Origin of the sequence: Nonomuraea sp. NBC_00507 (assembly GCF_036013525.1) — a bacterium.
Classification (GTDB): Bacteria; Actinomycetota; Actinomycetes; order Streptosporangiales; family Streptosporangiaceae; genus Nonomuraea.
Map to the genome: position 1 here is coordinate 5,400,497 of NZ_CP107853.1, position 12,499 is coordinate 5,412,995.

Annotated in this window: 12 protein-coding genes and 1 tRNA gene; 6 read left to right on the forward strand and 7 right to left on the reverse strand. The window is 67.9% G+C overall.

Annotated features, from left to right (window positions below):
- Position 1 precedes the first annotated feature (1 nt).
- Positions 2–532, forward strand: coding sequence for a Clp protease N-terminal domain-containing protein (locus tag OHA25_RS26315; protein ID WP_327590148.1), 531 nt, complete (start codon positions 2–4; stop codon positions 530–532).
- Between the two features lie 3 nt (positions 533–535).
- On the opposite strand, the gene OHA25_RS26320 is transcribed toward OHA25_RS26315, so the two are convergent.
- Positions 536–1,429 carry an RNA polymerase sigma-70 factor gene (locus OHA25_RS26320; protein ID WP_327590149.1) on the reverse strand — a complete coding sequence of 298 codons (894 nt, stop codon included), beginning with the start codon at positions 1,427–1,429 and terminating at the stop codon, positions 536–538.
- Between the two features lie 75 nt (positions 1,430–1,504).
- On the opposite strand from OHA25_RS26320, the gene OHA25_RS26325 reads away from it, so the two are divergent.
- Together OHA25_RS26325 and OHA25_RS26330 are read left to right on the forward strand one after the other, a co-directional pair.
- A tRNA-Ala gene (locus OHA25_RS26325) sits at positions 1,505–1,577 on the forward strand.
- A gap of 481 nt (positions 1,578–2,058) precedes the next feature.
- Positions 2,059–2,790: an NYN domain-containing protein gene (locus tag OHA25_RS26330; protein ID WP_327590150.1), complete on the forward strand. Its 732-nt coding sequence runs from the start codon at positions 2,059–2,061 to the stop codon at positions 2,788–2,790.
- Between the two features lie 507 nt (positions 2,791–3,297).
- Here OHA25_RS26330 and OHA25_RS26335 read toward each other — a convergent pair.
- From OHA25_RS26335 to OHA25_RS26355, 5 genes are all read right to left on the reverse strand, one after another.
- The gene (locus OHA25_RS26335) at positions 3,298–3,771 is read right to left on the reverse strand and encodes an AAA family ATPase (protein ID WP_327590151.1); all 474 of its coding nucleotides are present in this window, start codon (positions 3,769–3,771) and stop codon (positions 3,298–3,300) included.
- A 3-nt stretch (positions 3,772–3,774) separates the two neighbouring features.
- Positions 3,775–4,296: a nucleoside-triphosphatase gene (locus OHA25_RS26340; RefSeq protein WP_327590152.1), complete on the reverse strand. Its 522-nt coding sequence runs from the start codon at positions 4,294–4,296 to the stop codon at positions 3,775–3,777.
- Positions 4,297–4,308: 12 nt separating this feature from the next.
- Complete coding sequence (locus OHA25_RS26345; RefSeq protein WP_327590153.1) at positions 4,309–4,719, reverse strand: VOC family protein; 411 nt, start codon at positions 4,717–4,719, stop codon at positions 4,309–4,311.
- A 184-nt stretch (positions 4,720–4,903) separates the two neighbouring features.
- Positions 4,904–5,092 carry a DUF4236 domain-containing protein gene (locus tag OHA25_RS26350; RefSeq protein WP_327590154.1) on the reverse strand — a complete coding sequence of 63 codons (189 nt, stop codon included), beginning with the start codon at positions 5,090–5,092 and terminating at the stop codon, positions 4,904–4,906.
- 66 nt (positions 5,093–5,158) lie between these two features.
- Positions 5,159–5,362, reverse strand: a complete 204-nt coding sequence (locus OHA25_RS26355; protein ID WP_138666837.1) for a DUF4236 domain-containing protein — start codon at positions 5,360–5,362, stop codon at positions 5,159–5,161.
- A 188-nt stretch (positions 5,363–5,550) separates the two neighbouring features.
- Between OHA25_RS26355 and OHA25_RS26360 the strand changes: the two genes are divergently transcribed.
- Entirely contained in the window at positions 5,551–6,312 is a 762-nt protein-coding gene (locus OHA25_RS26360) for a metallophosphoesterase (protein WP_327590155.1), read from the forward strand.
- A 469-nt stretch (positions 6,313–6,781) separates the two neighbouring features.
- On the opposite strand, the gene OHA25_RS26365 is transcribed toward OHA25_RS26360, so the two are convergent.
- On the reverse strand, positions 6,782–10,180 hold the full coding sequence (locus tag OHA25_RS26365; protein WP_327590156.1) for an alpha-L-arabinofuranosidase C-terminal domain-containing protein: 3,399 nt from the start codon (positions 10,178–10,180) through the stop codon (positions 6,782–6,784).
- Positions 10,181–10,377: 197 nt separating this feature from the next.
- Here OHA25_RS26365 and OHA25_RS26370 point away from each other — a divergent pair, with 197 nt between their 5' ends.
- Both OHA25_RS26370 and OHA25_RS26375 read left to right on the forward strand, forming a co-directional pair.
- Complete coding sequence (locus OHA25_RS26370; RefSeq protein ID WP_305922446.1) at positions 10,378–11,391, forward strand: LacI family DNA-binding transcriptional regulator; 1,014 nt, start codon at positions 10,378–10,380, stop codon at positions 11,389–11,391.
- Between the two features lie 76 nt (positions 11,392–11,467).
- Positions 11,468–12,454: an ABC transporter substrate-binding protein gene (locus tag OHA25_RS26375; protein ID WP_327590157.1), complete on the forward strand. Its 987-nt coding sequence runs from the start codon at positions 11,468–11,470 to the stop codon at positions 12,452–12,454.
- Positions 12,455–12,499 lie beyond the last annotated feature (45 nt).

The window sequence follows — 12,499 nt, forward strand, 5'->3', positions numbered from 1 at the left end:
GGTGTTCGCCAGGTTCACAGAAGACGCCCGCCGGGCCGTGGTCAGGGCCGGGATCCTCGCACTCGACGCCGGACGGCCGGCGCTTGAGGCCGACCTGATGCTGTTGGGACTGGCCGAGGTGCGGCCGTTCACGCTCTCGTCGTTCACCGCGTCCGCGAGCGACGTGCGCCAGCGTGTGGACGTCGGCGACCCCCGGTCGTTGCTCGCCACGCTGGGGATCGACCTCGACCTGGTGCACCGCCGCACCAGAGCCGGTGCCGACGCACCCGAGGCGTGGCGGCTGCGGCGCTCGCGGCTGCGGCCGCTGCGGGTGACGTTGTACGGGCCGCTCGGCCAGATCCCCCTGGCCATGCACGCCAGAAAGGTCATCGAGGTGGCCCAGTGGCGGCCCGGCCCGGTCATCGGGGAGCACCTGATCTGGGGACTGTTGGCCGACGGCTCCAACGGCGCCGCCAGGATCCTCCGGGACGCCGGAGTCGACCTGCTCGAGCTGGTACGTGAGATCGGCATGCCGGTCCGCCGCGCCGCCTGACGTTCAACCCGCCGCCCGCAGGTGCGCGATCTTCTCGGGGTTGGCGAGGAGGTAAATGGTCTCGATCTTGCCGTCCGTGACCACCAGCGAGATGACCGTGATCACCTTGCCGTCCGCCGAGGCCACGATCGCCGGTCCGTCGTTCACCTCCGCCATCTCGAACGACAGGCCGGCGGCCTCCGCCATGCCGATCGAGGCCATGAAGCGCGCGATGTTCGCCGGCGTGTTGATCGACAGCAGCCAGCGGCTGACGTTGTCCGCGCCGGTGATGATCCGCAGTGCCGCTCTGGCCTTGCCGCCGCCGTCGCTGACCATCGTGACCTCGCTGGACAGCAGCTCGATCAGCCCGTCGAGGTCGCCGTTCGCGGAGGCGTTCATGAACCGCTGGGTCATGCGCCTCCGCTCGTCCCTGTCCACGTCGAACCGCGGCCGCTTCTCCTGCACGTGCTCCCGCGCCCGCCGCGCGAGCTGCCTGGTGGCCGGCTCGGCCCGCCCGATGATCTCGGCGATCTCCGCGAACGGCAGGTCGAACGCCTCCCGTAACACGAACACGGCCCGCTCCAGCGGCGACAGCGTCTCCAGCACCACGAGCAGCGCCAACTCCACCGACTCGGCCAGCTCGGCGTGCTCCGCGGTGTCGGGCTCGGTGCTGATCGGCTCCGGCAGCCACGGCCCGACGTACGCCTCCCGCCGCGACTTCGCCCACCGCAGCCGGTCGATGGCCAGCCGCGAAGTCACCCGGATCAGATAGGCCTTGGGGTCGTCGACCGTCGCCTGATCCACTCCTGACCAGCGCAGCCACGCTTCCTGAACGACGTCCTCAGCGTCGGCGACACTGCCCAGGATTCGGTACGCGACGCTGGTCAACAGGCTGCGATGATCTTCAAAGGTGGACATAAAACCTAAGACGTACCACAGGATCTTCGGCGTGACACGGGCGCTTCAGGATTCCGATACACTTGGTGATCGCAAGGGGCTATAGCGCAGTTGGTAGCGCGCCTCCATGGCATGGAGGAGGTCTGGGGTTCGAATCCCCATAGCTCCACCTGTGTTCCATATTCGGACATGTGGAAGAGATCGTCGAAGGGCGGTCGGAAGGCGACATCGCTGATCCGGCCGCCCTTGATCTTTATGCGGGTGAAGAGATCCTTGTTGAGTTGGGTACGGCTGTGCCTGGTGCCCATCCGGTAGGCGTCGCCGATCCTGGTGGAGAGATGGGCGGCCAGGGTGAGGATCCACTGCCACTCGGTCGCTCTGCTCGCGCTGGGCGGTGGGGTCGTGCTGGCGTCGGATCGCTTCCGGCCGCATCGCCTCGCTTCGCGGACCTCAGCTACGGCCTCGGATCCTGTGAGTTCCACCAGCGGGAGCCTCGTCGTCGAGATCTGGCGTCGCCAGACCGAGCTCTGCCCAGGGGTCCGCTGCGATCGCCAGTAGGAAGTGAGCGAGCCTGGCTGGACTTACAAAGCGCCCTGGCTCGTTGTCGAGATTCGGCTACGGAAAGTAGGCGAATCGGGTACGGTCGCCGCATGCGGGTCGGGATCTACGTGGACGGCTACAACCTCTACTATGGTGCGCGGGGCCTGTGTGGGCGGGGTACACCAGGCTGGCGCTGGCTCGACCTTCGTGCGCTGGCAGCCGATCTGGTCGCCCGGCGAACCAACTGGCAGGGCTCACAAGTCGCGCGGATCGTGTACTGCACGGCTCGCATTGACGGGGCCGACAACCCCGGCGGGCAGCGCGACCAGAGCGTTTACCTCAATGCCCTGCTGGCCGGCGGCAGTGTCGACCACATCGAGTTCGGCTACTACGTCTCACGGGTGAAGTACGCGCCGCTGGCCGTACGGGATCGCACGGGTCGGCCCGTGCTCGCGCGCTCAGCCTGGCCGGTGCAGGTCTGCGATTCCCAAGGCACGCCGGTTCCAGACGCGAGCTTCATGGTCTCCTACGCCTATCGGGAGGAGAAGGGCTCCGACGTCAACGTGGCCTCCCATCTCCTGCTCGATGTCTTCACCGGTGTCATCGACGCCGCAGTGGTCATCTCCAACGACAGCGACTTGCGCTTTCCCATCGAACAGGCACGTCAGCGAGTTCCGGTCGGACTGGTCAACCCCAGCGGCAACTACCTCGCGGGCGCGCTGCGCGGGCAGGCCTCGGATGGCGTGGGGCGGCATTGGTGGTATCAACTGACCGCAGCCGATTTGACCAAGTGCCAGCTCCCCTCGGTCGTCGGCGCCTACACTCGGCCGCCGGACTGGTGAGGGCGATCGGCCGCACGTTCGCGAACCCAGCTGATATGCTGAAAGCACATACCACCCGGCTCCTTGTGGGCCGGGTTTTCTTATGCCTACTCAGGTGCAGCCGCACCGGATCATGTCTCCGCGTTAGCGTTCTTCAGGGCAGCAAGCAGCTGATTGGAGCTCAGCGGAGTACGAATAGCCACTCGCGAGTGACCCAGCCCTTCCCGTAGGCCTGGCCGAAGCGACCCGAGCGCACGATGAGTCACACGTGCGCCGACGTGCGTGCTGTCCGGCGAATACGGAACCCCTCGCGCGCAGTTCGCCCTGTCCGCCATCCAGAACCTCGCCCTCATCGGCGACACGTTGCCGGCAGCCGTGACCTGTCAAAGAGCCAGAACGTTCTGGGTTTTTGACAGATTAGGTTTCAGAGCCATGGCCCCCAACAGAGGTTTCTCATGGGCGGAGAAGGCGCCCCCGCGTCCATACGAGAAGCATGTCAAGGTCGGACATGCTCCGACGACAGGGGCCCTAAGCGTCGTACCGGGCCAGCTCCTCGGGCGTCGGGGGCTCGAAGATCTTCGCCCAGCGGTCGAGCAGGTCGCGGGTGATCGGCACTGTGCCCCAATCGCCGGCCGCGTTGCGGCTCTCCAGGCGGCGGTGCAGTTCCTCCAGGGGCACGGCGAGATAACGCAGCTCGACGGCCGCGCCCAGGGCACGCGCGCCGAGCCGCATCGCCTCGCGTTCTTCGCGCGACCAGAAGCCGTACTCCAGGATGACGGTCTGGCCGAGTCGCAGCAGGTCCTGCGCGTGCCGCCAGAGTTGCCTCTCCAGCCGGTCGCGGGCCGGCTCGTCGTAGAGGTCGACGCCGAGGTGGGTGAGCCATTCGTCGGGGCAGAGACGAACGGCCGGGAGCTCGGTGGCCAGCCGCCGGGCCAGCGTGGTCTTCCCCGAGCCGGGCAGTCCGCAGAGCAGGATCAGCCGTCCCGGCGGTGTCGTATGCACCGGCTAGGCCGACAGCAGGCGGCTGAGTGTGCGGGGCAGGTCGTCGCGGTTCTGCGGAGTAACGGTGATCAGCTCCGCCTCGATACGTGACTTCAACGACGGCCGGCTGCGCTGGTGGATGGTGGCCACGACGGGGATGTCGGCGGCGAAGAGCGCGAGGCAGCGTGGCATGAACGCGGGCGACAGCAGCTCCATCGGCCCGATCTCGTCGATGAGCGCGACCGCGCCCTTCGTAGTGAGCGCACGCTCCATGGCGGGCAGCGCGATGCGTTCGAACTCGGGCACGTTGACGCCATATTGCCCGACCCGGGGGCCTGACACCCACGAGACGTGGGCCATGACCGCCTTCTCCCCGCCGAACTCCTCCACCGTGAAGCCCACACGGTGGCCGTGCTCGCGTAGCTCGTCGCTGACGAACCCGCGCACCGGTACGCCCGCCCCCTCCAGCAGCTCCGCCAGGCGGCGGATCACCGTGGTCTTGCCGGTGCGGGGAGGGGCGGTGAGCAGGATGTGCGGGCGCGACACGGGTCCAGGATGTCAGACCGGCCGCTTGCCGGTCAGCACCTCGAGGTAGTGCGGATTCCGCATGACGCCCAGGATGTTGCCGAACGGATCCACCACGGACGCGGTCACGAAGCCCTTGCCCTCGCCTCGTTCGGTGATGGGCTGGTATTCCTTGGCCCCCATGCTGAGCAGCCGGTCGAACGCGGCCTGCAGGTCGTCCACGTGCCAGTACATGATCGAACCCGCGGGCCCGTCGGTCGCGCCCTCGGGGGCGAAACGGCTGTTGATCAGGCCGAGCTCGTGCTGATAGTCGCCGAGGCGGAACTCGGCGTAGGCGCCCGGGACCTCGTAGTACGGCTCGATGCCGAGCAGCTCGGCGTACCAGCTCTTGGCCGCCTCGAAGTCGGCCGCGTAGAAGTTCAGCGTCGCGAATCCTCGCAGCATGTCGGTTTCCTCTCTCCGATTCCTGATGCTGCGATTCTTGCGGTCAAAGTGCTCACCAAATGAGCACTTTCATCCGGCCAGTGTGGCGTGCTCACGGTGCATCTGGGCACACGCCTGCTCCACGTGCCGCCGCTCCGTGGCCGGGCCGGAGGTTTTCACCTCCGGCCCGTTCTATGGCGAGCGGTCAGCGGCGACCGCCGAGGGTCTTGCGCCAGTGGAAGCCGCCGGGCAGGTTGACCGACAACGTACGGCGGCCGTCCGCCGTCCGCGTCACCCGGAACAGCCGGTTGCCCCAGCTGTGTCCCACGCCACCGCGGGAAAGGTTCAGCCGGAACGGCCCGAGCTTGATCGACTTTCGGTAGCTCCAGCCCATCGCATTCCTCCCATGAGATTCGCGAATGAGCCCTCTGCTACCCCGACAAGGCGCGATATATCGGGTTTAGTAATGCCTGTAGTACTTGCGCTTTCCGAACGTCTTACCGACGTGGAAGCCCCCAGGCAGGCGCAGGGACACGTGCCGACGGCCGTCCGGGGTGGCCGTCACGTGGAAACGCCGGTTGCCGAAACTGTGGCCGACTCCGTGCCGCGACAGGTTGATCCGGAACGGTCCCACCTTGATTGACTTGTTGTAGTGCCAGCCCATGTCCCTCCTTCGGTGTTCATGGAGAAGAACGGCCGGCCGGCCCGCCGAGTTCCGTCCCGCGTCCCGGCCAGGGCGTCCTCGCCTCCGGAACTGGTCCTGGGCTTTCCGCCCGGAACTGGATCTACGGTCTGTCCGGTCGTCCGGCGTACCGTAAGGGAGGCCTGCGAGAAGGGGAAGGACCTCCAGTCATGATCGTGATCGCCCATCTGAGCGATATCCACATCGGCGCCACACCCGGCAGCGTCGATCGCGCCGACGCCGTGATGCGCTATCTCGACGCCCTGCCCGGGGATCTCGACGCGGTGCTCGTCACCGGCGACATCGCCGACCACGGGGTCGCGGAGGAGTACGAGGAGGCACGCAAGCTGCTCACTTCACGCCACCCCGTCCTGGTCGGTCCCGGCAATCACGATGTGCGGGAGGAATTCCGCCGGGTGCTGCTCGGTGAGCCGGCCGACCCCGGCGGGGAGCCGATCAACCAGGTTTACCGCAGCTCCAAGGCGGTCTACGCGATGTGCGACTCCTCCATTCCGCCCCGTCAGAACCCGGGGCTGCTGGACGATGAGACGATCGCCTGGCTTGAGGGTGTGCTGGAGGGGGAGCGCGAGCTGCCGGTGTTCGTCGCGTTCCACCATCCGCCGGTGGTGCTGCACAGCCCGATCGTGGACGCCATCAGGCTGCGGCGGCCCGAGCCCTTGGAGTCGTTGATCGCCCGGCACCCGAACGTGGCCGCCGTCCTGGTCGGGCACGCCCACACGGCGGCCGCCACCACCTTCGCCGGCCGTCCGCTGCTGGTCGGGCCGGGGGTCATCTCGACGCTGAAGCTGCCGTGGGAGGAGGGCGGGACGTCCCCGGAAATCTGCGCCGACTACGACTTGCCTCCGTCGATCGCCTTCCACGTCCTCGACGACGACGGCCGCCTGACGACCCACTACCGAGTGATCCAGTAACCGGCGGGAGCGGCCCGCCCCGGCCAACGTGCCGGCGCCCTGCGACGTGGTGCGCCTGCGGTGTGGTGCGCCTGCGGTGCGGTGCGTGTGCCATGCGATGCGCGCTTGCAGTGGGGGTGCGCTGCGGTGCACTTGCGGTGCGATGCGCCTGCGGTGCGGTACGCGTGTGGTGTGGTGCGCCTGCGGTGCGGTGCGTGTGCCATGCGATGCGCGCTTGCGGTGCTGGTGCGCTGCGGTGCACTTGCGGTGCTGGGGCCTGCGATGCGATACGCCTGCGGGTGTGGTGCTCATGCGGTGCGCTGCGCCTGCGGTACAGATGCGCTCTGATGCGGTGCACGTGCATTGCGGTGGTCTTGCGATGCGGCGGGACGCGGTGCGCCTGCGACGCGGTGCGCCTACGACGTCGGCGGAAGCATGTTCGCCTGCGCGGAGGCGTGGGGCGGCGCCGTTCGCGGCGCCGCCCCCGGTCTCACCGTTCCGTGAGCTTCACGAACGTCACCGATTGGGCAGGGAAGTCGTAGGTGAAGGACGAGGAGAAGCCGTTCTCCCGCCACTCCACCGGCGCCACCCGCTCCGGGTCCGCGATCGAGTTCATGTCCGACGGTGCCCCGGTCAGCGACGTGACCTTGGCCGTGGGACGGACCTGGAGCCCGCCGAGGTCGACGGTGCTGCGTACGGCGGTGTCCTGGGCGTTGACGACCTTGAGCGTCACCGCGTCACCGTCTCTGGACACCACCTGGTACAGCGGCTCGACCCGGCCACTGTCCACGAACTCGTTGACCTTCTGCCCGTCCAGCCAGGTCGTGATCTTGCGCCCGCTCACCTCGATCTTCAGCCGGTGGTCCCGGCCGGTCTCGACCGTGGTGGCGGACGTGGCGATCGAGGACTTGCCGCCGTTCACGGCCTTCTCGATGGCGGACTGGGTGTTGTTCCAGCCGCCGACGTTCCACCAGTAGAAGTTGCCGGTGTCCCGCACGCCGAACATCACCAGGAAGCCCTCGGCCCCGCCGGTCTTGCGGGCGGTCACCTCCATCGTGTAATTCGACCAGTCGGCCGAGCCCGCCGTGGACCTGGCGTCCTCGACGAGCGCGGACTGCACGTACGCGCCATCCTGCACGGCCCACGTCCCCAGCCCAGGGGTCCACTGGGACGCGCCCGCCGAGAAGTCGTCCGACAGCAGGACGGTCCCGTCCTTCGCGGTGACCTTCACGTCGTCGTAGCGCACCTGGGTGCGCCAGGCCCCGAGGCCCACCGCGCCCTTGATGTCCTCCACCGGCTGCGCCTCGGCCTCGAACGAGCTCGGCACCACCCGGTCGCCGACGTTCGTGGAGAACAGCCGCTGCACGTGGTAGCTGGGCGAGCCGTAAGCCTGGTCGTTGTCGAACCAGATGAGGTCGGGCGTCCAGTCCACGTAGTCCACGTTGGCCAGCAGCGGCGCGTACGAGGCCAGCTCCACCACGTCGGAGTTGCGCTCCAGGCCCGTGATGTACGAAGCCTCGGCCAGCGCGTTCCCGAAGGTGTTGCCGCGGGAGGCGTACTCGCCCACGAACACCTTCGGCCCGTTGCGGTCATAGGAGTCGTAACGGTGGTTGTTGGTCAGGAACCAGTCGGGGTTGTTGTAGTAGTGCTCGTCGACCAGGTCGGCCTTCTGATCGCGGGCGAACTGCCACATCCGGTCGAACCAGGCGCCTCCCGACGTCTGCCCCGAGTTGCTGATGATCTTGATGTCCGGGTACTTGGCCCGGATGGCGCTGGCGAACTTCGGGTAGTTCGTGAAGAACTCGGGGTAGATCTCCTCGTTCCCCAAACCGATGTAGTCCAGCCCGAACGGCTTGGGATGCCCCATCTCGGCCCGCTTCTTCCCCCACTCGGAGGTGACCGGCCCGTTGGCGAACTCGATCAGGTCGAGCGTGTCCTGCACCCACGTGGCCAGCTTGGCCTCGTCGGTCAGCGGCCGGTTCTCGCCGCAGCCGTTGACGCCCACCGACAACACCGGCAGCGCCTCGGCCCCGATGTCCTCGGCGAACTGGAAGTACTCGAAGTAGCCGATTCCATACGTCTGGTTGTAACCCCAGAAGTTGAAGTTCGTCGGCCGCTCCTCGACCGGGCCGATCGTCTCCTTCCACTGGTAGATGCGCCGCCGCTCCTGGTTCAGCGAGTACGGGTCGTACGTGCCGACGTTCGTCACGCAGCCGCCGGGGAAGCGCAGGAACCGCGGCTCCAGGTCGGCGATCATCTTGGCCAGGTCCGTCCGCATGCCATGCCCCTTGAAGGTGTCATGCGGGAACAGCGAGACCATGTCCAGGTCGGTCCGCCCGGCGGGAGCCTGGATGATCAGGCGGCCGGCATCCGTGGTGGCCGACGCCGTGAACGAGGCCGTGTACTTGGCCCAGCCGCCCGCCTTGACCTGCAGCGTCGCGGTGCCGAGCACGGTGGTCCCGTCCTCGGCCGTGACCGTCAGCGGCGCGTCCTGCGCCCGCCTGGCCCACAGCGACAGGTCGTACCGCTTGCCGGCCTTCAGCGGCAGGCCACGGTTGAAGCCGGCGTTGCTCACCCCGGCCGTGCCGTCGCCGGCGACATCGAGCCGCAGGTAGTTGCGGTTGCTGGGGTTCAGAGGGTCTTCACCGGTGACCGCGAGGGTGGCGGTGGCGCCGCGCTCGGCCTTGCTCCAGGCGGTCAGGCCCGTGTAGGAGCGCTCGTCGACGGAGTTGAACTCGAACGAGCGGTTCTGCACCAGCTCGGCGTACAGCCCGCCGTCGGCGGCGTGGTTGATGTCCTCGTAGAACACCCCGTAGAGGTTCGGGCTGACCTTGGTGCCTGTGGCCTTGGCGTCCACGGTGAGCTTGCCGGACAGGTAGTCCTCGACGCGGAACTTCGTCGCCTCCGTCCCCATGACGAGCCTGCCGTCGCTGATGGAGACGTTGCGGTCGCCGGAGGAGAGCGTGACCTTGCCGCCGCCGGCGTCCTTGAGCTGGAAGACCGACGCGGTCGCGCTCAGCCGCACCTGGTCGGTGGCCTGCAGGTATTTCCCCGTGTCCACGTCCTTGAGCGTCACGCCGTCGCCGCTGGCCGTGGCCGTGACGGCCAGGCCGGTCATCGGCGGCCGCGCCGTGGCCCGCACCGCGCCGGACTTGCCGGCCGACAGGTACGGCAGCGCCGTCGCCCGCAGGGTGAACGCGCCCGCCGGCACCACGGCCTGACCCTCGGCCGCCTTCACGGCGATGTAGTCGAAGTCGGCGCGCATGGACGTGCCGTTCTGGGCCGACAGCGCGAACAGCCCGAGCTGCTTGACGTTGAGCCGTGCGGTCATCTTGGCCGCCTGCACCCACGCCGAGCCGTCCCAGTAGGAGGAGGTGAACTCGTCCCCGGTCCGCGCCAGCTTGACGATCTCGGCGGAGGAGCCGGGACGGGCCGCGAAGGTCGAGGTGAAGGCGGCTCCGACCTCGGTCGCGGTCTCGATCACCGGGCCGCCGGCGAAGCCGACGTGGGCCAGCCCGGCCCGTACGTAGTTGTCCCAGTCCTGCCAGGCCAGCAGGCCCGCGCTCTGGTAGTCGAGCGCGACCGGCGCGCTGAGCTTGGTGACCACCTCGAAGTCGCCCGCGGGGACGTCGACGAGGAAGAGGTTCCTGGCGTTGTTCGTGCCTTGGTGGGTGTCGCCGGTCAGGGTGTCCACGTGGAGCGCGCTCGCGGACACCGACCAGCGGGAGTCGTCGGGCGACAGGACCGTCCAGTCCTCACCCAGCGTGGTCCCGTCGAACTGGTCGACGACCGCGCCTTCGGGGATGGGATCCGCCAGCGCGGCCGCCGCCGGTGGTGGCGCCACCAGCAGACCCGCTACGAGCAGGGCGGATAAGGCGATTCGCGTCATGAGTGGGGGGCTCCTCGGGTCTTGTTAGCGCTAACATTTTAGTTAGCGTTAACAACTGCGATTCGCGACAAGTTAAGGACTGGTCGGCGACCCCGTCAAGAGCCCGGCTCATGTAATCCGACCGTAATCCGGCGACCCTTGACGAGACCGGTTGTTAACGTTCACAGTCGTGGCCAAGCCAGGAAAGGAGTACGGCAATGAGACCCGCCCTGGGGCGCCGCCTGCCGGTCATGGCCGACGTGGCCAAGGAAGCCGGCGTGTCGCATCAGACGGTCTCGCGCGTGCTCAACGATCACCCGAACGTGCGCAGCGAGACCCGCACCCGGGTGCTCGAGGCGATCGACAAGCTCGGCTACCGCCGCAACCTCGTCGCCCGCGCCCTGGTCACCAAGAGGTCGAGGACGCTCGGCGTGGTGAGCTTCGACACCACGCTGTACGGCCCGGCCAGCACGGTGTACGGAATCGAGCAGGCGGCCAGGTCGGCCGGCTACTTCGTCAGCATCGTCAGCCTCAAGTCCATCGACAAGGGCGGCGTCCGCGACGCCCTCGACTACCTGGCCGACCAGGGCGTGGACGGGGTCGTGGTGGTCGCGCCGCAGCGCTCGGCCGCCCGGGCCCTGGCCGACCTGCCGCTCGGCATCCCCACGGTCGCCGTCGAAGGCGGCGAGGCGGGCGATGTGTCGGTGGTCTGCGTGGACCAGGTCGCGGGCGGCAGGCTCGCCACCGAGCACCTGTTGTCGCTGGGCCACGAGACGGTCTGGCATGTCAGCGGCCCCTCCGACTGGCTGGAGGCCGAGGGTCGCGTGGCCGGGTGGCGGGCCGCGCTGGAGCAGGCGGGCCGCGAGGCCCCGCAACCGCTCGCCGGGGACTGGAGCCCGCGCTCGGGATACGAGGCGGGTCGCAGCCTGGCGCGCATGAAGAACGTCACCGCGGTCTTCGTCGCCAACGATCAGATGGCGCTCGGGGTGCTGCGGGCGTTCACCGAGCAGGGGGTGAGAGTGCCCGGACAGGTGAGCGTCGTCGGCTTCGACGACATCCCCGAGTCGGCGTACTTCTCGCCGCCGCTCACGACCATCAGGCAGGACTTCGACGCGGTGGGAAGACACAGCATCGAGGTGCTCGTACGGCAGCTCGAAGGCGGTCCCGAGGAGCGGCAGCGGCTCGTGGTGCCGCCGACGTTCGTACTCCGGGCCAGCACGGTCCGGGTCTGAGCCGTACTGGAAGGTAGCAGGCGCCGGCGTCCGGTCCCCGGACTGTTAGCGTTCACATCAGAAGGGAACTCCCCAAGTGTTCAAGAGGATCTCGGCGTTGGTGGTCGCCGGTCTCGCCGCGATGTCGGTGGCGGCCTGTGGCAGTGGCGGCAGCACGACGGCCGGCACGAGCGGTGGCGGCGACAGCACGATCACCATGGGCTTCTCGCAGGTCGGCGCGGAGAGCGGCTGGCGGACGGCGAACACCAAGTCCGTGCAGGACGCGGCCAAGAACGCGGGCATCGAGCTCAAGTTCTCCGACGCCCAGCAGAAGCAGGAGAACCAGATCAAGGCCATTCGCTCCTACATCCAGCAGAAGGTGGACATCATCGCCTTCTCGCCGGTGGTGGAGTCCGGCTGGGACACGGTGCTCAAGGAGGCGCAGAACGCGAAGATCCCGGTCATCCTGACCGACCGCGCCGTGGACTCCAAGGACACCTCCCTCTACAAGACCTTCCTCGGCTCGGACTTCGTCGAGGAGGGCCGCAAGGCCGGTAAGTGGCTGATGGAGGAGTACAAGGACAGCACCGACCCGGTGAACATCGTCGAACTGCAGGGCACGACGGGTTCGGCCCCGGCCAACGACCGCAAGGCCGGCTTCCAGGAGATCATCGGCGCGGAGTCGAAGTTCAAGATCGTCGCTTCGCAGACCGGCGACTTCACCCGGGCCAAGGGCAAGGAGGTCATGGACGCCTTCCTGAAGTCCAACCCGGACATCGACGTGCTGTACGCGCACAACGACGACATGGGTCTGGGCGCCATCGAGGCCATCGAGGGTGCGGGCAAGGTGCCCGGCAAGGACATCAAGATCATCACTGTCGACGCCGTCAAGGACGGCATGCAGGCGCTCGCCGACGGGAAGATCAACTACATCGTCGAGTGCTCCCCGCTGCTTGGCCCGCAGCTGATGGACCTGGCCAAGAAGGTCGTCAAGGGCGAGCAGGTGCCGGCCCGCGTGGTGACCGAGGAGACCACGTTCGACCAGGAGCAGGCCAAGCAGGTCCTGTCCACCCGCCAGTACTGATTCCCGGACCAGACCGCCCACCGCACTTCGGCCGGGGTCCTTCGA

Bases quoted from the DNA above. Each gene is read 5' to 3' on its own strand.
- OHA25_RS26360 (WP_327590155.1), top strand. From the start codon at position 5,551: ATGATCGTGATCGCCCATCTGAGCGATATCCACATCGGCGCCACACCC.
- OHA25_RS26330 (WP_327590150.1), top strand. From the start codon at position 2,059: ATGCGGGTCGGGATCTACGTGGACGGCTACAACCTCTACTATGGTGCG.
- OHA25_RS26320 (WP_327590149.1), bottom strand. From the start codon at position 1,429: ATGTCCACCTTTGAAGATCATCGCAGCCTGTTGACCAGCGTCGCGTAC.
- OHA25_RS26345 (WP_327590153.1), bottom strand. From the start codon at position 4,719: ATGCTGCGAGGATTCGCGACGCTGAACTTCTACGCGGCCGACTTCGAG.
- OHA25_RS26365 (WP_327590156.1), bottom strand. From the start codon at position 10,180: ATGACGCGAATCGCCTTATCCGCCCTGCTCGTAGCGGGTCTGCTGGTG.
- OHA25_RS26370 (WP_305922446.1), top strand. From the start codon at position 10,378: ATGAGACCCGCCCTGGGGCGCCGCCTGCCGGTCATGGCCGACGTGGCC.
- OHA25_RS26350 (WP_327590154.1), bottom strand. From the start codon at position 5,092: ATGGGCTGGAGCTACCGAAAGTCGATCAAGCTCGGGCCGTTCCGGCTG.
- OHA25_RS26355 (WP_138666837.1), bottom strand. From the start codon at position 5,362: ATGGGCTGGCACTACAACAAGTCAATCAAGGTGGGACCGTTCCGGATC.